We start from the raw sequence: 18,931 nt of genomic DNA, 5'->3' as shown, positions 1-18,931 counted from the left end.
ATGGAATCTATTGGGGTTTCGCTGACGATGGTCGCCGTGTTCGCGCTGGGGGATGTTCGGTGAGCGTAAGTGAGAGCCGTCTCGACGACTACAGGATTGACGCTGAGGAGCGGGTTGCGGAGGTCGTTTGGGTGACCGCCGCGTCGGGGCTTCACGAGGCGATCGATATCCGAGTGCTCAGTCCCAAGACGGTGCGCGGCGATCACGACGAGATCCGCTCCTGAACATGAGGCGTTTCTGGGCAGTGATAGGCGTTCTTGCTGTCGCCTTCGTGCTGAGCGGTTGCGCCGCCGCGGAGAGTCGACTCGATGAGTATCAGGTCAAGGCGGAAGCGCTGGCAGAGGAGATCGTGGGGATGATCCCGGCGGACCTTGCGCCGTCGACGACTCCCGACGTCGAGTCCCGCGGGCAGATGCTTCAGAACCCGGTATCTGCCGAACCGTCTGCCGAGGACTCTGTCTGGTGGCAGGTCGACACCTATGTTGAGCCGGTTCAGCGCGACGGGGCTTCTGAAGAGGCCGCGAAGGCGATGGCGGCGCAGTTGCTCGCAGACGGGTGGGAGCACAGGGACGCTCGTGAGACGTCGGAGGGGCGGCGCACCGCCGACGCCTACGGTAAGGACGACTGGTATGTCGAGGTGACCTGGGTCCGCTCCGAGGAGGGCAAGTACGAGACCATCGAGATCGGTGTGCTCAGCCCCGAGACGACCCGCGGTGACCATGACGAGATCCATTCCTGATCGCAACGGCGAACCCTGAACCGGAGCACCCGGTTCCGTCACCTAAAATCGATCCATGCGCGCCGCGGAGATCCAGGACGACCTTGCTCAGATCCTCGTCACAGAGGAGGAGATCCTCGCCAAGCTCGATGAGCTGGCGACGCAGGTCGCCCAGGACTACGAGGGCAAGGACCTGGTCCTCGTCGGCGTGCTCAAGGGGGCCGTCATGGTCATGGCCGACTTCGCCCGCGCTCTGCCGTTCCACGCCCCGATGGACTGGATGGCGGTCTCGAGCTACGGCGCCAGCACCAAGTCGAGCGGTGTCGTGCAGATTCGCAAAGACCTCGATACCGACCTCAACGGCAAGCACGTCCTGATCGTCGAGGACATCATCGACTCGGGTCTGACCCTCAGCTGGCTGCTCGAGAACTTCGGATCCCGCGGCGCCGAGTCGATCGAGGTGCTTGCCCTGCTGCGCAAGCCCGAGGCCGCGAAGGTCCACATCGACTGCAAGTACGTCGGCTTCGACATCCCCACCGACTTCGTCGTCGGATACGGCCTCGACTACGACGAGCGCTACCGCAACCTGCGCGACGTCGCGGTGCTCGCCCCGCACGTCTACTCCTGACGCGCGGCACGCTACGCCGTGGGTGAACGTACAGCGACCCCCTAGGGCGCGCGCGATACGCTGATCCGATCATGGATGTGAAGAAGCTCACCCGGAATCCGCTGATCTACGTCGCGCTGATCGGCCTGCTGCTGTTCGGCGGCTTCCTGCTGATCTCGAATCTGGGTGCGCCCAAGCAGATCACGACGCAGGAGGGGCTCAAGCTCCTCTCCGGCACCACGGTCACCGAGGTCGTCAACACCGACGGCGACCAGCGCGTCGACATGACCCTCTCCAAGGCGTTCGAGGGCTCCGAGAACGTGCAGTTCTACTACGTCGACGCCCGCGCCGACGAGGTGGTCACCGCGATCAACGAAGCCGCTCCGAAGGACGGCTTCAACGACGCCGTGCCGCGTGCGACCTGGTTCGACGGCTTCCTCTCGCTCCTCCTCCCTCTCGTGCTGCTGGGCCTCCTGTTCTGGTGGCTGCTGTCGTCGATGCAGGGCGGCGGCGGCAAGGTCATGCAGTTCGGCAAGTCCAAGGCCAAGCTCGTCAACAAGGAGACGCCGACCGTCACCTTCGCCGACGTCGCCGGTGCCGACGAGGCCATCGAAGAGCTCCACGAGATCAAGGAGTTCCTGCAGGATCCCGCGAAGTTCCAGGCCATCGGCGCCCGCATCCCGAAGGGCGTGCTCCTGTACGGCCCTCCCGGAACCGGCAAGACGCTCCTCGCCCGGGCCGTCGCCGGCGAGGCAGGCGCCCCGTTCTACTCGATCTCCGGATCGGACTTCGTCGAGATGTTCGTCGGTGTCGGTGCCTCCCGTGTGCGCGACCTCTTCGGCCAGGCCAAGGAGAACGCCCCCGCCATCATCTTCATCGACGAGATCGACGCCGTCGGCCGCCACCGCGGTGCCGGCATGGGCGGCGGAAACGACGAGCGCGAGCAGACCCTCAACCAGATGCTGGTCGAGATGGACGGCTTCGACCCGAACGCGAACGTCATCGTGATCGCCGCGACCAACCGCCCCGACATCCTTGACCCGGCACTGCTGCGCCCCGGCCGCTTCGACCGCCAGATCGGCGTCGACGCCCCCGACCTCAAGGGCCGCCAGCGGATCCTCGAGGTGCACAGCAAGGGCAAGCCGCTCTCGAAGAACGTCGACCTCGAGGTCGTCGCCCGCAAGACTCCCGGGTTCACCGGTGCCGATCTGGCGAACGTCCTCAACGAGGCCGCGCTGCTCACCGCCCGCTCGAACGCGCAGCTGGTCGACAACCGCGCCCTCGACGAGGCCATCGACCGTGTGATCGCCGGACCGCAGCGCCGCACCCGCGTGATGCGCGACAAGGAGAAGCTGATCACCGCCTACCACGAGGGCGGACACGCACTCGCGGCGGCGGCGATGAACTACACCGACCCGGTCACCAAGATCACGATCCTGCCCCGCGGCAAGGCCCTCGGATACACGATGGTGCTGCCGCTGGACGACAAGTACTCGGTCACCCGCAACGAGCTGCAGGACCAGCTGACCTACGCCATGGGCGGTCGCGTCGCTGAGGAGATCATCTTCCACGACCCGACCACCGGTGCATCGAACGACATCGAGAAGGCGACGTCGATCGCCCGCAAGATGGTGCTCGAGTACGGCATGACCACGCAGGTCGGACCGGTCAAGCTCGGCAGCGAGGGCGGCGAACCCTTCGCCGGTCGCGACATGGGCCGTGGCCGCGAATACTCCGAGCGCGTCGCCGAGCGGGTGGATGCCGAAGTGCGCGCGCTCATCGAGCAGGCGCACAACGAGGCGTACGAGGTCATCAGCGCGAACCGCGACATCCTCGACAAGCTCGCCCTGGCGCTCCTCGAGGAGGAGACCCTCGACCACAACCAGATCGCCGAGATCTTCACCGAGGTGAAGAAGCTTCCGGAGCGTCCGCTGTGGCTGTCGAGTGAAGACCGTCCGGTGTCGGAGCGGCCCCCGATCGAGGTGCCCAAGAAGGACGTCTCGCTCGCGGCATCCGTCGAGGCACCCGCCACCGCACCCCGCGCGCAGCAGGGCTCGGCGGGAGCCGGGAACCCGCGACCCGCGACGGCGTGACGTGACCGTCGACAGGCACCGTGTCGAGCGACTCACCCGCGAGCTGCTCGAGGCCATCGGCGAAGATCCTGATCGACCGGGGCTGAAGCAGACGCCGTCGCGCATGGCCGAGCTGTACTCCGAGTTCTTCGCGGGGGTCGGGGAGGATCCCGCCGAACCGCTCGCACGCACCATCAGCGTCTCGCGCGGACCCGCTCCCGACACCCTGCCTTCCGGGGCCGTGCTGCTGCGGGACATCCGCTTCCGTTCGGTGTGCGAGCACCACCTGCTGCCGTTCGCCGGGCACGCTCACATCGCGTATCTCCCGGGCGAGCAGGTCGTCGGTCTCGGGGCGCTCGTGCGCGTGGTCGAGATCCTCGCCGCCCGTCCGCAGGTGCAGGAACGCCTCGGCGAGCAGATCGCCGACACGATCGCGGAGCACCTCGACACCCGGGGAGTGCTCGTCGTGCTCGACGCCTCGCACGGCTGCGTCACGATGCGCGGCGGACGCCAGAGTGAGGCGTCCACCCTCACGATCGCGGCGCGCGGGGAGTACACGGATGCCGTCGCCAGGACCGAGCTCATCACGCTGATCGGCGCGTCGGCGGGATCCGGAGCAACGCGCTGATGACGAGCATCTGGGGCATCGTCAATGTGACCCCCGACTCCTTCAGCGACGGCGGTCGTTACCTCGACGTCGATCGGGCGGTCGCCCACGGTCTGCGCTTGCGGGCCGAAGGCGCCGCGGTGCTCGATGTCGGCGGCGAGTCGACCCGGCCCGGCGCCGAACGCGTCGGCACCGATATCGAGCAACAGCGCGTGATCCCGGTGATCGAGCAGCTCGCCGCGGCGGGCGTGCCCGTCAGCATCGACACACTCAATGCGGCCACCGCCGCCGCAGCCGTGCGGGCAGGCGCGCGCATCGTGAACGACGTCTCCGGAGGGCTTGCAGACCCCGACATGCGGGCAGCCGTCGCGGAATCCGGGGCAGACTACGCGATCGGCCACTGGCGCGGATTCTCCTCCGACATGTATGCGAACGCCGAGTACCGTCGCGTCGCGCGCGAGGTGGCGGGAGAGCTGCAGGAGCGCATGGGCGAGGCCGCGGCATCCGGGATCGCACCGTCGCGACTGATCCTCGATCCGGGTATCGGGTTCGCGAAAGCCGGCGCGCAGAACTGGGACGTGCTGCGCGGACTCGACGAGATCGTCGCTCTGGGTCCTCGCGTGCTCATCGGCACCTCGCGCAAGCGCTTCCTGGCGGAGGCGCTGCGTCAGCAAGCCGGCGCGGACGACGAGGTCTCCGAGCCACGCCGCGATCTCGCGACGGCCGTCACCAGCGCCCTGGCGGCCCGCGCCGGGGTGTGGGCGGTGCGCGTGCACGACGTGGCCGGCACCCGCGATGCGCTCGCGATCACGCACGCCTGGGCAGGCTGAACCCCCACCCAGCCGAGGGGGTGGGTCCCCCGTACGCTAGAGTCATGGATTTCCTCGATGAGATCGTCCTCACCGGTCTGACCGTCTTCGGCCGCCACGGCGTCTACACGCACGAGCGGGAAGAGGGCCAGGACTTCACGATCGACCTCCGCCTGCGCTTGTCGCTGGATCAGGCCGCGGCCTCCGACGACGTGGCCGACACCGTGCACTACGGGGACCTCGCCGAGAAAGTGGCGGCGGTCGTCGCGGGCGAACCGGTGAACCTGATCGAGACGCTCGCGGAGCGCATCGCCTCGGTGGCCCTCGAAGACGAGCGAGTGCAGAACGTGACGGTGACCGTGCACAAGCCGCACGCTCCGATCGCACTGAACTTCGCCGACGTGGCGGTCACCGTGAACCGCAGCCGCCCGCCGCAGGCGCTCGAGGACATCACGATATGAGCCGGGACCTCGCGAGGGCGCCCGAGCGGCCCGACCCCCGCCCTGCCCGCCCGGAGACCGTGGCGGTCGTCGCTCTCGGCGCGAATCTCGGAGATCGGCATGAGACGATCCGTGCGGCGGCCCAGCGGATCGCGCGGCTGCCGCTCGTGAGCGACGTGCGGCTCTCCGACCTGTTCGAGACCGTCGCACTCCGCCTCGACGGACCGGATCCTGAGGCGCCGGGGTACGTGAACGCGGTCGCCCTGGTCACCACGCGTCTCGCCCCGGAGATCCTCCTCGGGATGCTGCACGCCATCGAGGACGAGAACGGTCGGGAGCGCCGCGAGCGGTGGGGCGACCGCACGCTCGACCTCGACCTCATCGCCTACGGTGACGTCGTCTCGGACGAGCCGCGTCTGCAGCTGCCGCACCCGCGCGCCGCGGAACGGCTGTTCGTGCTCGACCCCTGGCTCGACGTGGACCCGGATGCGGTGCTTCTCGGACGAGGACGCGTGGCCGACCTCGCGGCCGAGCTGCACGGTCGGGGCGAAGGATGAGGCGCACGTCTGCGGGGCTCCTGCTCCTCCTCGCGCTGCTCGCGGCCGGCGGCGGGTTCCTGCTCGATCATCTGCTCACGGCGTCCGGCCGCGTCACTTTCACGCCGTCGCTGCTGCTCCCGGTGCTGCTCCTGCTGATCGCTGCGGCCTCCCTGGGCGTCGCCTGGCCGGTGCGTCGCAGCGTGCGCTCGGGTGTGCGCATAGACCCGTTCCGCGCGCTGAGAGCGGCGACGCTCGCCCGTGCCTCCAGCCTGCTCGGCGCCATCATGGCGGGCTTCGGAGCGGGGCTGCTGGTGTTCCTCCTCTCACGGCCGGTCGATCCACAGGTAGGGTCGACTGTGGCCATGCTGGCCCTCGTCGGTAGTGCGATCGTCCTCACGATCGCCGCGCTCGTCGCCGAACAGTTCTGCACCCTGCCGAAGGATCCTGATGACTCAGAACCCAGAGACCGCGCCCCTGAACCCGGCGGAGGGCACTGACCTCGCCGCCCTCGACCAGGGCACGTACTCCGAGCTGCGGACGGCTCGGAACGAGGCCCGCCTGGAGCTCGACGGCGCGTGGCACCAGATCTCGCCGCGCTACGTGGTCTCGCAGATCGTGCAGAACGTGATCTTCCTCGTGATCGTCGCCGCCGCGGCGCTCGTGCTCAGCCTCGTGCTGCACCAGCAGTGGGTGTGGATCCCCGCCGGCATCGTCCTCCTCATCACGGTGATCGCGCTCATCATCCTTCCGCGCCAGGCGAAGGCGATCGGGTACATGCTGCGCGCCGACGACATCGTCTTCCGCAAGGGCATCCTCTGGCAGCGCATGATCGCTGTGCCCTACGGCCGCATGCAGCTGGTGGACATCACCCAGGGCCCGCTCGACCGCGGCTTCGGCATCGCGCAGCTCAAGATGGTGACGGCCGCCGCGACGACCGGCGTGCAGATCCCCGGTCTCACTCAGGAGGCTGCGGAGGCGCTGCGCGACACCCTCATCCACGTCGCCGAGACCCGCCGGACCGGCCTGTGAGCGAGCCGCAGCTCCCTCCGTCCCCGAGCGCGGCGGCGGCCGTCGGCGACTCGTCGACCACCCTCGCCAACGGCGAGTGGCACCGCATGCATCCGCTCACGCCGCTCTTCAAGGGCGGGCTGGTGCTGATCATCGTCGCCGGCATCGTGATCACGAACATGCGCGATCGTCTCATCACGTGGGCCGTCGCACTCTTCGCGCCGGAGGAGGCGCACGTCGGCGACTACTCCGGCGGCGATCCCGTCGACTGGGTGCTCTCCAACAACCTGATCCTCGTCGCGCTGCTCAGCGTGCTCGGGCTCGTCATCGTTCTCGTGCTGATCTTCTGGTTCGTCTGGCGCTTCCATCAGTTCCGGATCACCGGCGACCACGTCGAGGTGCGCAAGGGGTTCATCTTCCGCTCGCACCGACGGGCTCCGCTCGATCGCGTGCAGGGTGTCAACCTGACCCGTCCCTTCCCGGCGCGCATCATCGGACTCGCGAAGCTGGAGGTCGTGGGCGCCGGAAACGATGCGAACGTCGAGCTCGAGTATCTCGCGACATCGCGCGCCGAGTCCGTGAGGTCGGACATCCTGCGCCTGGCATCGGGCGCCAGGGCGGCCCGCAACGCGGCGCTGAACCCGGGTTCCGCCCCGGCCCCGGCTGCGACCGCGCCGGGATCCGCGCGCGCGCAGCTGGTCGGATCGGTGAATTCCGGAGTCAACGACCTCCTCGCGGGTGTCGACCTCGCCGACGTCGTCCCCGAGAGTGTCGTCAAGATCCCGACCGGACGCCTCGTCGGATCGCAGTTGATCTCGGGCCTGCTGTGGGTGGTGTTCTTCGGCGCGATCTTCGCGATCGCGTTCGGCAGCGCGCTGATCGGCCTGCTGATCGACGGCGACACCGACGGCGGCGTCGTGCTGCTCGGCCTGGGCTTCGGCATGGGAGTACCGCTGGTGATCGCCGTGGTCGGTATCACCTGGGCGCAGATCTCGAAGTCGTTGCGCTACTCGATCGCCCCCACCCCCGACGGCGTGCGCATCACGTACGGGCTCCTCACGACCGTGACCGAGACGCTCCCGCCGGGGCGCATCTTCGCCGTCGAGGTGACGCAGTCGCTGCTCTGGCGCCCGTTCGGCTGGTGGACGATCAAGATCAACCGGATGAGCGGCAAGAGCGCCGCTCAGCAGTCCTCGGGCAGTGGACAGCAGTTCAACGTGGTGCTGCCGGTCGGCAAGCGCGCCGACGTCGAGCGCGTGCTCGCGCTGGTGCTGCCCGATGTTCCCGCCGAGAGCATCCACTCCCTCTGGGAGCAGGGTGTTGTCGGCCCGATCGAAGGCGACACGTACCGCTCGATGCCGCGGCGCGCGTGGTGGCGGCGTCCGTTCTCGTGGAAGCGCCACGGCTACCTCGTCGAGGAGTTCGGCCTGCTGCTGCGTCGAGGCATCGTCTGGCGCAAGCTCGCCGTGTTCCCGCTCGCGCGCCTGCAGGGCGTCTCGCTCAGTCAGGGGCCGATCGACCGGTCGCAGCGGGTCTCGGGCGCACAGGTGCATTCGGTTCCGGGACCCATCACCGGCTACCTCTCCGGCCTCGAGCGCGCCGATGCCCTGGCGCTGCTCGACGACGTCAGCCGGGCGGCCGCCGAGGCCGCATCGCGCGACACGACCCACCGCTGGAGCGAGCATGCGGCCGCCGCATCCGAGGCGCAGCCCGTGGGGCCGCCCGCGTACGCAGGTCCGCCGTCCGTGACTCCGCCGCCGCCATTCGTGCCGAACCTCGCGCCCCCGGCGCCGGGGGCGCGACCGGCGCCGTTCGCCCCGCCGGCATCGTACGCGCCGCCGGCATTCACGCCGCCTGCTGCGGCACCGCCCGCCCCGGCAGCTCCGGCTGCCGCGCCGCCGGCCGCACCTGCGGTACCGCCCGCCCCTGCTGCCGCGCCGCCGGCGCCTCCCGCTGCGCCGGCTGCGCCTCCCGCCGAGCCGCAGCTGCGGCGGCGGAGGACGCCGCCGCCGCCCGCACCGTCGGATCAGTCGGAGGAGTGACCGTGGCGCGGGACGGGCGTCTCGGCGTCGGCATCATCGGCGCGGGACGTGTCGGTCCGGTGATCGGTGCGGCGCTCGGCGGAGCGGGGCACGCGGTGATCGGGATCACGAGCGGGTCCGATGACGAGCGCGCTTCGGCCGTGCTCCCGGATGTGCCCGTGCTCGACGCGCTGGAGGTCGTGCGTCGAGCCGAGCTCGTGGTCATCGCGGTTCCCTCCGAGCAGCTGCCGTCGCTGGTCGCCGGCATCGCCGAGGTCGGGGGCTGGCAGATCGGGCAGCTCGTGCTGCACACCGATCCCGCGTACGGCATCGACGTGCTGCGGCCGGCCGCCGAGCGCGGCGCGATCCCGCTCGCCGTGCACCCCGCCATCACGTTCACGGGGACCTCGATCGACCTGCGTCAACTGCAGGCGGGGTTCGCCGCGGTGACAGCTCCGGCCGCGGTGCTGCCGATCGCCCAGGCGCTCGCGGTGGAGATCGGATGCGAGCCGGTCGTGATCGCGGAGGCAGACCGACCGGCCTACGCGGATGCGATCGCGACGGCCACCGAGTTCTCGCGGTCGATCATCGGCCAGTCGACGGCCCGGTTGCGCGAGCTCGGCGTGGAGAACCCGGGCGGCTACCTGTCGGCGTTGGTGCAGTCGACGGTCGAGCGTGCGCTGCGCGAAGCATCCGACGCCCCGCCACTGATCTGACGGTGCCGGCGGCTCATCGTCCGCCCGAGAACCCTCCGCCTCCGCCACTACCGGAGAACCCGCCGCCGAACGATCCGCCGGCACTCGACGAGGCGCCGGTTGACGGTGCGGAGTATGTCGCCGCCGATTGCGACGACGCCATGAACGACGCCAGCTGCATGCGAAGGGCGAACGAGGTCGGGTCGCCGATCCAGGACGCTCCTCGCTGCTCGTGCGCGTAGGCACGTTCGAGCACGTCGCCCCACTCGTCCTCCATGCCGAAGAGGATCGCGTAGGGGAGGAGCCGTTCGTACACGTGGATGACGTCCGCCGTGCCGTCCTGTCGGCGCTCAGCACCGCTGTAGGACTGCAGCATACGGAGGCGGTCGGCATCTGCGACGCGGATGAACTCCTTCACCCCCTGCAGATACTCGGAGGCGCGCGCTCCTTCCGCCGTGAGGACCGTGTGCTTCGAGAACGCGTACACGCTCGACAGGAATACGAGGAAGGCCACGAACGACATCACGACGAGCGCGGGGATCGCGGAGAGGCGGCCGCTGGTGGCTGCCCAGATCCCCAGGCCCAATCCGATCAGCGCCACGCCGATCGCGCACCACTGCAGGAGCACAGCGCCACGGCTGCGCGTCCTCTCGGTGAAGCCGCGGGATGCCGCTGCGGTCGTCCCACTCTGCTGGAGCGCGGTCATGCGGGCGGCGAATGCCTCATCGGTGGCGGGCAGCTCCACCACTCCGGCCGAGTCGGCGTCGAGGAACAGCGCGTCCAGTGCCTCCGCATCCAGCTCGTCCGGTGCCGCCACCCCCGGGAGGCGGCGCAGGCGCGGCTCTTCCGCCTCCACGCCTTCTTCGATGCGCAGAGTTCCCCGTACGGCGAGGTGCACGATCTCTGCGGGGATCACGTCCTTCGCGCCGGTGATGGCCTTCGCCGCGATGAGCGGGGGCAGGGAATCCGGCACGTCGTACTGGGCCACGACGATACCGGTGGCCACGCGACGCCGGCGAGCGAACGCCCAGACGGCGAACCAGCTGCCGACCGACAATCCCGCAGCACCCGCGGCCGCGACGAAGGGGGCGACGTCGCCCACCGGGTCGGGTGTGCGTGCGAGCGGCTGCGCGACCGTTCCCGGCTCGAACCCGATGGCCACGGTGACCCCGTCGCCGGCAGGCCGCTCTCCGGACTCGACATGGAACGTCGCTGCGTCACCGTCGGTGGTCGGCCCCTGCAGATCGCACTCGTCGGTCGATCCCGGTGGCCCCGTGTAGCAGCGCGTGGATCCCGTGAGCGCGGCCGCCAGCTCGGGATCGAGCACGATGTCGGTGCGGAACCGCTCGATGGGCTGCGTGCTGTCGAGCGGCAGGAGGTTCCAGTAGAGCTCGTCCACTGCCGGCGTCGAAGACCCTGCGGCCGGCTTCGTCGCAAGAACCGTGTCGCGCATCTCGTACTCGATCACGTATGTGGTGAGGCCGTGCACGTAGGTGTCGTCGTCGCCGGTGAGCACGTACAGCAGCCCGTCCTCCTCGTCGGTCTCGTACGGCACCTCCTGACCGTCGTCATCGGTCACGGAAAGCACCCGCGTCTCGGTGCTCGCCCCCTCGTACGAGGTCGCGAGCCCGCGGACGATGCCGAGATTCTGGTCCGTCTCGGGGAAGCGGGCGACCAAGGTCTCGGTCACGTGCATCCGCGCGCGGCCCTCATCGTCGAGTCCCACCTCGTACACGGCATCCCACGATGCATACGAGAAGTCGCCCACGTCGCCTGGCTCCGCGGCGCGTACCTGCGGTGCGAGTCCAGGTCCGTCGGCGGCAGCGGCTGCGGCGGGAGCGGCGATCGCAGCGACCGCGAGCGAGAGGACGGCGAACGCGCGGAGGATCCGTGGAAGGGCCATTCTTCGAGGCTACCCAGCATGCGCCCTGAGCCGGCACGCCGCCTCGGTAAACTGGGAGGGACTTCCAAGGAGCCCCCCACATGACTGACGCGTCTGCCGCGCCCGAATCGGCCTCGACCGAACCTTCTCTCGAAGAGGACGTTCATGAGCAGAAGGCCGTGCGCCTCGCCAAGCGTGAGCGCCTGATCGAGAAGCGCACGGATGCCGGTGGGGGAGCGTTCCCGGTCGGCGTGCCGGTCACGCACACGATTCCCGCGCTGCGCGCCGAGTACGGCGAGCTCGAGGCGGGCGCCGAGACGGGTGTCGTCGTCGGTGTCGCGGGTCGCGTCGTGTTCAGCCGCAACACGGGCAAGCTCTGCTTCGCCACCCTGCAGGCCGGTGACGGCTCGCGCATCCAGGCGATGATCTCGCTCGCGAACGTCGGCGAGGAGTCGCTCGCGGACTGGAAGGAATACGTCGACCTGGGCGACCACGTCTTCGTGCATGGCGAAGTCATCTCCAGCCGCCGTGGAGAGCTGTCGGTCATGGCCGATGGCTGGGCGATCGCTTCCAAGGCGATCCTCCCGCTCCCCAATGCGTACTCCGAGCTCAGCGAGGAAGGGCGTGTGCGCAGCCGCTACCTCGACCTCATCGTCCGCGAGCAGGCACGGACGACCGTGCGTGCGCGCGCCGCGGTGAATGCGAGCCTGCGCGCGACGTTCACGAGCCACGAGTACCTCGAGGTCGAGACCCCGATGCTGCAGGTGCAGCACGGCGGCGCCTCTGCTCGTCCTTTCATCACGCACTCGAACGCGTTCGACACCGAGTTGTACCTGCGCATCGCGCCCGAGCTCTACCTGAAGCGTGCGGTCGTCGGCGGTATCGAGCGTGTGTACGAGATCAACCGGAACTTCCGCAACGAGGGAGCCGACTCCACGCACAGCCCCGAGTTCGCGATGCTCGAGGCCTACCAGGCGTACGGCGACTACAGCCAGATGGCCGCGCTCACGCAGGAGCTCGTGCAGAAGGCGGCGATCGCGGTTGCCGGTTCGACGACCGTGACCTGGGCCGACGGCACCGAGTACGACCTCGGCGGGGACTGGGACCGCATCTCGATGTACGAGTCGCTCTCGGCGGCATCCGGTCGCACGGTCACACCGCAGGACTCGGTCGAAGACCTCATCGCCTTCGCGGAGGCGAACGACGTCGATCTTCCTCCGCAGGCCACCCACGGCAAGCTCGTCGAAGAGCTGTGGGAGCACTTCGTGAAGGGCGACCTGGTGCGCCCGACCTTCGTGATGGACTTCCCGGTCGACACGTCGCCCCTCGTGCGCGAGCACCGCTCGATCGCCGGCGTCGTGGAGAAATGGGACCTGTACATCCGGGGGTTCGAGCTGGCGACCGGATACTCCGAGCTCGTCGACCCGGTGATCCAGCGCGAACGGTTCGAGGCGCAGGCCAAGCTCGCCGCGCGCGGCGACGTGGAGGCGATGCCGGTCGACGAAGAGTTCCTGCGGGCACTCGAGCACGGCATGCCGCCGTCCGGCGGTATGGGCATGGGGATCGATCGTCTGCTGATGGCGATCACCGGCCTCGGCATCCGCGAGACGATTCTCTTCCCGCTCGTCAAGTAGTCCCCGAAGCCGGCGGTCATGCCGCCGAGCGTCGACGGAACGCCCATTCCGGAAGCATCGCGCCGGCGATCATGGTCTCCAGCAGGGCGGCCAGCGAGTATCGCGGGTCGATCTCGCGGACCAGTTCCAGATAGCGGGCGGCGTGGGTGGCTCGCCCCAGCGCCCACGACAGCCAGGCCGCCGCGGTGAGAGGTGCTGGTCGGGCCTCTCGGGGTGCCCGCGCTGCTGCCTCGCGTACGACGGACAGTGCGAGGCGGAGCCGATCGAGGTCCGGGGCGGGCCCCTGCCCCAGGAACAACCGTCCGAGCTCGTCGGGGACCATCTCGCCGGACTTCGCGAACGCGGTCTGCGCGTCGAGCGCGCGGACGCCTCCCGCGAGGTCGCTCGCCCACTGCGCGATCGCGACATCTCGGAGCAGCGGTCGTTCCAGGCACCACAGCAGCGTCGCGGTCGCGTACGACGGAAGAGCATCGGGGGCCGCGAGCACCGATTCGAAGAACGCCGGCACGTCTTCGAGCAGCACGAGCGCGGCGATCAGCTGCGGATTCTCCCGTCCGGTCAGCCGGCCCTTTCCGTTGCCCTCTCCATCGAGCAGTGCCGCGAGTTCGAGTGCCGCTCTCCCCACTCGTTCCTTCTCGGCAAGATCCACCTCGGGCAGTCGAGCCCCCGCAGCCTGGTCCTCCGAGACGCCAGGCGCGGTCGGTCCCTCGGTGGGACTGCAGATCTCTGCCAGCGAGTGGAGGTCGGGGTCGCTCTCCACATAGCTCGACCACCCGGAGGGGGTCACGCAGAGCGCATCGACGACGCGGAGTCCCGCGTCCTCCGCGCAGCCGAGAAGTTCGTCGACGGCCACGGCATGGGGGAGGACGAGGCCGTCGCGGGTAGCGTGCGAAGGCTCGTCCGTGTACACGACCACGGCGACGGCATCGGTCCCTTGGACGCGGGCGACGAGGCCGACCGCAGCGTCGGCGTACAACGCGAGGTCGGTCCCGTCAGAGGGCAGATCGAGTCGCATGGCCCCGTCGGTGCGTGTGCCGCGGAAGGGCAGCAGCACGATGCTTCGACGAGGGGTGAAGCCCGCGAGAGTGGGGACGATGCCGAGGAAGGCGGCGGAATCGGTGGCGCGCAGCAGTGTTGTCATGTCGAGAGTGTTTCGGAGCAGCGATCTCACGGGGGCGGAAAAGCCGGGTTGTGGACGCGGAACCTGAATGCGCAGCGGTGTGCACGAGGAGTGGCTCGCGTACCATGGGGTGATGGACAACTTCTGGCTCGCCGCGGCATGGTCGCTTCTGCCGACCATCGGAGTGAGCATCGTGTTCGTCTTCGTGCTCCGCGGCATCCTCCGCTTCGACCGCACGGAGCGCAAGGTCCACGCGCAGATCGAGGCGGAGGAGCGCGCGGCACGGGGCCTTCCGCCGCGCGTCTGAGTCCCACCCATCCGCTACTGTGAAGCCAGCGCGCCGACCTCGGCGCGCACCCGAGGTGATCGTCACCGCGGTGGGGAAGGTGCACGATGACCGCGGAGACCTGGGGCTGGTGGATCGCCGCCTTCCTGCTGGTGCTCGACATCGCGATCCGTGTCACGGCGATCATCGTCATCCCGCGCAATCGGCGTCCGACCGCCGCGATGGCCTGGCTCCTCGCGGTGTTCTTCATCCCGTTCGTCGGAGTCTTCCTCTTCCTGCTGATCGGAAACCCGCGCCTACCGCGCGCACGTCGGCGCAAGCAGGACCAGATCAACGAGTACATCGCCGAGACGAGCGAGCACCTGCACTTCGGAACACTGCGCCCGAACGCTCCCGCGTGGTTCGGTCCGATCGTCCAGATGAATCAGAAGCTCGGAGCGCTGCCGCTCTCCGGTGACAACGGCGCGCACCTGATCTCCGATTACCAGGAGTCGCTCGACGAGATGGCCGAGGCCATCCGCACCGCAGAGGAATACGTGCATGTCGAGTTCTACATCCTCCAGTCGGACACGGCGACGGACAACTTCTTCCGCGCACTCGAAGAGGTGTGCGCCCGTGGCGTAGAGGTGCGGGTGCTTCTCGATCACTGGGCCAACCAGGGCAAGCCCCGGTATCGGCAGACGATCGCCCGACTCAACGCGATGGGGGCGGACTGGCACCTGATGTTGCCGGTGCAGCCACTCAAGGGCAAGATGCAGCGCCCTGATCTGCGCAATCACCGCAAGCTCCTCGTCGTCGACGGCAACATCGCGTTCCTCGGGTCGCAGAACATCACGGATTCGACATACAACCTGCCGAAGAACATCAAGCGCGGGCTGCACTGGGTCGATCTCATGGTCCGCCTCGACGGGCCGGTGGTGCTGAGCGTGAACGCGATCTTCGTCGCCGACTGGTACAGCGAGACCGACACGGTGCTCGAGGGGATCGACATCGCCCACGCGAACATCGGCTCCGGCGACCTCGACTGCCAGGTCGTGCCGTCGGGCCCCGGGTTCGAGGTCGAGAACAACCTGCGCCTCTTCCTCGGGCTGCTGTATGCCGCGAAGAAGAAGATCATGATCGTCAGCCCCTACTTCGTCCCCGACGAGGCGCTGCTGCTCGCCGTGACCGCGGCCGTCGATCGTGGCGTCAACGTCGAGCTCTTCGTCTCGGAAGAGGGCGATCAGGCGATGGTCTACCACGCCCAGCGGAGTTACTACGAGGTGCTGCTCAAGGCCGGTGTCCGCATCTGGATGTACCGCAAGCCGTACATCCTGCACACCAAGACGCTCACCATCGACGACGAGGTCGCCGTCATCGGCTCCAGCAACATGGACATGCGCTCGTTCGGTCTGAACCTCGAGGTCTCGATGCTGGTGCGCGGCGAGGAGTTCGTCACGGAGATGCGCGAGGTCGAGGACAAGTACCGCTCCCTCAGCCGTGAGCTGACACTCGAGGAGTGGATGCAGCAGCCGCTGCGCTCGACCGTGCTCGACAACCTCGCCCGCCTGACCTCCGCCCTGCAGTAGTCGTCGCAGGCCATCCGGGCTTTCCGGGGGATCTGCCCGCGGGCTACCCTGTGAGCATGACCTCTGCGCTTCGTCCCCTCGCTTCTGTCGTCGGCCTCGTCGCCGCAGCACTTCTCGTCGCGGGATGCACCGCCGGCCCCGGTTCCGACGCCCCGTCGAGTTCGCCGGCTCCGGGCACGGGAGACGTGGATGACCAGAACGACTTCGAGGGCGCCCTGCTCGACGATGGACGCATGTTCGCCGTGATCACGGTGGGCTCATCGACGTGCGTGCCGCAGGTCGATCAGGTCGCGGCCGAGGGTCAGACCGTCACCGTGACGCTCGTCGACCCCGAGGGGGAATCGCCGAAGCCGTGCACGAAGGATCTCGCTCCACGGGCGAGCCTCGGCGCACTGCCGGAGGGCGTCGACCCGAAGTCGGACATCACCCTGAACGTGACCTACGGTGACCTCACCGACGACGTCGACATCGACGGTGACCCGGCCGCCACCGGCACACCGGGAAGCACGACCGAGTTCCAGCCGTCCGCCGCTTGGCTCGACGACGACGGCCTCGTGCTGCTCACCTGGGGATCGTCGAGCTGCCTGCCGCAGATCGAGTCTCTCGAGGGCGCGGGAAACACCGGAACCGCGTACTTCGTGACCGACGAGAACCAGGTCTGCACGATGGACATGGCACCCCGAGCGACCTTGCTCGCGTTCGGGGAGGACACGGTTGACGACGACGGCACCTTCACGCTGACGCTGGTCGGCGGTGGACTCGACGGCACGGTCGAGGTCCGCTGACCCCTACGGGTAACCGTGGAAATCTTCTGGGCCACGCTCGTCTTCTTGGCCGGGATCAGCGTGATCATCGTGAACAAGCGACGCAAGCGCTGACGGGTGCCGCTCCGCCTCAGAGCATGTGAACCGGGTGGCCGGGCGGCAGCGCGAGCAGCAGCGCACCGGGGTCGGCCCAGCACGTGATGCGCACGGCGGCGCCGAACTCGTCGCCGTCGAGCTCGATCGGAATCGGAGTCGGAGCGGCGGCTTCGGCCGCGGCCCCGTGGAAGAAGTGCACCGACGCGTTCTTGCCGCGACGTTCGAGCACACGGCGCCCCGCGCGGAAGCGCCGCAGTACGGAGTTGTCCCACCAGATCTTGCGCCACACGGCGAACCAGCCGAGCACTCCGGTGGGCTGGATGACGGCGATGTCGAGGGCGGCATCCGTGATCGACGCGTCCGGGATGAGGGCGATGCCGGCCGGAAGCGTGCCGCAGTTGGCGAAGAGCAGACTGTACGCGCGGTGCGAATGCAGCCGCCCCTCATCGACCTGGTACACGGCGCGGAAGGGCTTCGCGCGGGGGAGGGAGCGTGCTGCTCCGTCGACGTAGGCGATCCACCCCACGGACTTCTTCAGATCCGAGCGGGTGTTGGCGATCATGTCGGCGTCCAGCCCCATGCCGGCCAGCACCACGAACGCGTGCTCCTCCTCGTCGCCGTTCTCACGGGTCAGTCGCGCCCGGCCGATGTCGATCGGATGGCGGAAGTCGCCGAGCGCCGCACGGATCATCTCCGCCGGATCGGCGAGCGGCAGGCCGAGATTGCGCGCGAGCAGGTTGCCCGTGCCGCTCGGCAGGATCGCCAGGGCGACTCCTGAGTTCGCGATCGCCTCCGAGACCGCACGCACGGTGCCGTCGCCGCCGGCGACCAGCACGACATCCACGTTGCGTGCGAGCGCATGAGCCGTCGCACCCTGCCCGGCATCCTCGATGGTCGTCGGGTAGAAGGCGGGGTGATCCCATCCGGCCTCGCGTGACATATCACGCACCGTCGCACGCAGATGCTTGCCGTCGACCTTGATCGGGTTGTAGATGAGCGCCGCCTGTCGTTGAACGGGGGCGCTGGTGGTCATGGCGCTACTCTAAACCGGGACGCGCCCGGGTCGGTCACAAACGGACCGCGCCATTCCGGTCGCGAGGACGAGGAGCATCCGGATGCACGATGGTTCCGACGACGCGACCCGCGCGGTGCTCTCCGGACTGATCACGGCGGAACCCGACCGACTCCGTCGCCGCAGCATCTCGTTGGGGGTACCCGCTGCGGATGCCGAAGACGCTGCGCAGACCTCCCTGCTGCGCGCCTGGCGCTCGGTCGCGCATCTCGAGACGCCGGAACCCGGCCGCGTATGTTCCTGGCTCGACGCCATCGCGCGGAACGTCGCCATCGACCTGGCCCGGCAGCGTGCGCGCCGGCCGGAGGCCGTTCTCGACGACGACACCGCCGGCGAGCAGACGGGCGTGGATGCCGCGGTGGAGATCCGCGTGTTCCTCGACGGCGCGCTCGAGGCTCTGCATTCGCTGCCGGAGACCATCCGTGAGCCCCTGCTGCTGGCCGTCGTCGACGGTCTCTCCGCGGACGAGGTGGCAGCACGCCTCGGGATCGAGCCCGCAGCCGCGCGGCAACGGATCTCGCGGGCACGCAAGGCGCTGCGGGCCTGCCGCACGACAGGCATGGGTGACGGCTGAGGGAGGCCCGATCGTCGGACCTCCCCCGAAAGGTTCAGGCCGTGCCGAAGGGGTTGTCGACGGCGTACCGCCAGCCGTGCACCTCGTCGTGCACCGCGACATCGGCCGTGGTGCCCGCGAGGGCGATCTCGGAACCGTCGGGACCGGTGCCGGTGATGGTCCAGTCCGCGATCGCGAGTCCGGTACCGGCACTCTCGAAGACGTGACGGACACGCATCGAGATGGGCAGGTTCAGCCCGAGGAACTGCTCGAGCGCGCCGCGCACGGCGGCCGTGCCCGTGACGGCCGTTCCCGGCGCAGGGACGAAGACGACGTCCGACGTGTTCAAGGCCATCAGGCCGTCGAGGTCGCGGGCGTTGAACCGGTCGGCGAACGCCAGGTTCAGCTGGTCGAGGGAGGTCACGGGGATGGTCATGGGG

General features: G+C 69.0%; 20 protein-coding genes. 16 read left to right on the top strand and 4 right to left on the bottom strand.

What is annotated here, in order from left to right:
• The first annotated feature begins 226 nt into the window (after window positions 1-226).
• The 11 genes from ACIOTO_RS03995 (at window position 227) to ACIOTO_RS03945 (ending at window position 9,537) form a co-directional block, all read left to right on the top strand.
• The gene (locus tag ACIOTO_RS03995) at window positions 227-739 is read left to right on the top strand and encodes a hypothetical protein (RefSeq protein WP_400856614.1); all 513 of its coding nucleotides are present in this window, start codon (window positions 227-229) and stop codon (window positions 737-739) included.
• Between the two features lie 55 nt (window positions 740-794).
• Window positions 795-1,346 carry a hypoxanthine phosphoribosyltransferase gene (gene hpt, locus ACIOTO_RS03990; RefSeq protein WP_029262844.1) on the top strand — a complete coding sequence of 184 codons (552 nt, stop codon included), beginning with the start codon at window positions 795-797 and terminating at the stop codon, window positions 1,344-1,346.
• Between the two features lie 71 nt (window positions 1,347-1,417).
• A complete protein-coding gene (ftsH, locus tag ACIOTO_RS03985) occupies window positions 1,418-3,418 on the top strand; it encodes an ATP-dependent zinc metalloprotease FtsH (protein WP_400856612.1) in 2,001 nt (666 codons plus the stop codon).
• A gap of 1 nt (window position 3,419) precedes the next feature.
• Complete coding sequence (folE, locus tag ACIOTO_RS03980; RefSeq protein ID WP_105711034.1) at window positions 3,420-4,025, top strand: GTP cyclohydrolase I; 606 nt, start codon at window positions 3,420-3,422, stop codon at window positions 4,023-4,025.
• On the top strand, window positions 4,025-4,834 hold the full coding sequence (gene folP, locus ACIOTO_RS03975) for a dihydropteroate synthase (RefSeq protein ID WP_400856610.1): 810 nt from the start codon (window positions 4,025-4,027) through the stop codon (window positions 4,832-4,834). Before folE ends, folP begins: the two co-directional genes overlap by 1 nt.
• Window positions 4,835-4,878: 44 nt before the next feature.
• Window positions 4,879-5,274 carry a dihydroneopterin aldolase gene (gene folB, locus ACIOTO_RS03970; protein WP_400856608.1) on the top strand — a complete coding sequence of 132 codons (396 nt, stop codon included), beginning with the start codon at window positions 4,879-4,881 and terminating at the stop codon, window positions 5,272-5,274.
• Window positions 5,271-5,810 carry a 2-amino-4-hydroxy-6-hydroxymethyldihydropteridine diphosphokinase gene (gene folK, locus ACIOTO_RS03965; protein WP_400856607.1) on the top strand — a complete coding sequence of 180 codons (540 nt, stop codon included), beginning with the start codon at window positions 5,271-5,273 and terminating at the stop codon, window positions 5,808-5,810. Before folB ends, folK begins: the two co-directional genes overlap by 4 nt.
• Window positions 5,807-6,289 carry a DUF3180 domain-containing protein gene (locus ACIOTO_RS03960; protein WP_091035744.1) on the top strand — a complete coding sequence of 161 codons (483 nt, stop codon included), beginning with the start codon at window positions 5,807-5,809 and terminating at the stop codon, window positions 6,287-6,289. Before folK ends, ACIOTO_RS03960 begins: the two co-directional genes overlap by 4 nt.
• Window positions 6,240-6,821 (top strand): PH domain-containing protein, encoded by a 582-nt coding sequence (locus ACIOTO_RS03955; protein WP_091035741.1) that lies wholly within the window; start codon window positions 6,240-6,242, stop codon window positions 6,819-6,821. Before ACIOTO_RS03960 ends, ACIOTO_RS03955 begins: the two co-directional genes overlap by 50 nt.
• Window positions 6,818-8,842, top strand: a complete 2,025-nt coding sequence (locus tag ACIOTO_RS03950) for a PH domain-containing protein (protein WP_400856606.1) — start codon at window positions 6,818-6,820, stop codon at window positions 8,840-8,842. The genes ACIOTO_RS03955 and ACIOTO_RS03950 overlap by 4 nt, the downstream gene beginning before the upstream one ends.
• 2 nt (window positions 8,843-8,844) lie before the next feature.
• Entirely contained in the window at window positions 8,845-9,537 is a 693-nt protein-coding gene (locus tag ACIOTO_RS03945; RefSeq protein ID WP_029263726.1) for a DUF2520 domain-containing protein, read from the top strand.
• A 13-nt stretch (window positions 9,538-9,550) separates the two neighbouring features.
• Here the strand turns inward: ACIOTO_RS03945 and ACIOTO_RS03940 are convergent, their stop codons facing one another.
• Entirely contained in the window at window positions 9,551-11,419 is a 1,869-nt protein-coding gene (locus tag ACIOTO_RS03940; RefSeq protein WP_400856604.1) for a DUF2207 domain-containing protein, read from the bottom strand.
• An 80-nt stretch (window positions 11,420-11,499) separates the two neighbouring features.
• On the opposite strand from ACIOTO_RS03940, the gene lysS reads away from it, so the two are divergent.
• Window positions 11,500-13,032: a lysine--tRNA ligase gene (lysS, locus tag ACIOTO_RS03935; protein WP_400856602.1), complete on the top strand. Its 1,533-nt coding sequence runs from the start codon at window positions 11,500-11,502 to the stop codon at window positions 13,030-13,032.
• Window positions 13,033-13,048: 16 nt separating this feature from the next.
• Here the strand turns inward: lysS and ACIOTO_RS03930 are convergent, their stop codons facing one another.
• Entirely contained in the window at window positions 13,049-14,173 is a 1,125-nt protein-coding gene (locus ACIOTO_RS03930; RefSeq protein WP_262002178.1) for a DUF4192 domain-containing protein, read from the bottom strand.
• Between the two features lie 112 nt (window positions 14,174-14,285).
• On the opposite strand from ACIOTO_RS03930, the gene ACIOTO_RS03925 reads away from it, so the two are divergent.
• The 3 genes from ACIOTO_RS03925 (at window position 14,286) to ACIOTO_RS03915 (ending at window position 16,791) form a co-directional block, all read left to right on the top strand.
• Window positions 14,286-14,459, top strand: coding sequence for a hypothetical protein (locus ACIOTO_RS03925; RefSeq protein WP_168380830.1), 174 nt, complete (start codon window positions 14,286-14,288; stop codon window positions 14,457-14,459).
• 86 nt (window positions 14,460-14,545) lie between these two features.
• Window positions 14,546-16,006: a cardiolipin synthase gene (cls, locus tag ACIOTO_RS03920; protein ID WP_400856601.1), complete on the top strand. Its 1,461-nt coding sequence runs from the start codon at window positions 14,546-14,548 to the stop codon at window positions 16,004-16,006.
• Between the two features lie 56 nt (window positions 16,007-16,062).
• On the top strand, window positions 16,063-16,791 hold the full coding sequence (locus tag ACIOTO_RS03915; protein ID WP_262002179.1) for a hypothetical protein: 729 nt from the start codon (window positions 16,063-16,065) through the stop codon (window positions 16,789-16,791).
• Between the two features lie 109 nt (window positions 16,792-16,900).
• Here ACIOTO_RS03915 and ACIOTO_RS03910 read toward each other — a convergent pair whose 3' ends face one another.
• Window positions 16,901-17,899, bottom strand: coding sequence for a diacylglycerol kinase family protein (locus ACIOTO_RS03910; protein ID WP_372468358.1), 999 nt, complete (start codon window positions 17,897-17,899; stop codon window positions 16,901-16,903).
• An 82-nt stretch (window positions 17,900-17,981) separates the two neighbouring features.
• Between ACIOTO_RS03910 and ACIOTO_RS03905 the strand changes: the two genes are divergently transcribed.
• The gene (locus ACIOTO_RS03905; protein WP_262002181.1) at window positions 17,982-18,512 is read left to right on the top strand and encodes an RNA polymerase sigma factor; all 531 of its coding nucleotides are present in this window, start codon (window positions 17,982-17,984) and stop codon (window positions 18,510-18,512) included.
• Window positions 18,513-18,546: 34 nt separating this feature from the next.
• Here ACIOTO_RS03905 and ACIOTO_RS03900 read toward each other — a convergent pair whose 3' ends face one another.
• Window positions 18,547-18,927 carry a nuclear transport factor 2 family protein gene (locus ACIOTO_RS03900; RefSeq protein ID WP_029263734.1) on the bottom strand — a complete coding sequence of 127 codons (381 nt, stop codon included), beginning with the start codon at window positions 18,925-18,927 and terminating at the stop codon, window positions 18,547-18,549.
• Window positions 18,928-18,931: the final 4 nt, after the last annotated feature.

Origin of the sequence: Microbacterium sp. NPDC087592, assembly GCF_044743585.1 — a bacterium.
Classification (GTDB): domain Bacteria; phylum Actinomycetota; class Actinomycetes; order Actinomycetales; family Microbacteriaceae; genus Microbacterium.
This window is presented reverse-complemented; position numbering and strand designations above follow the sequence as displayed.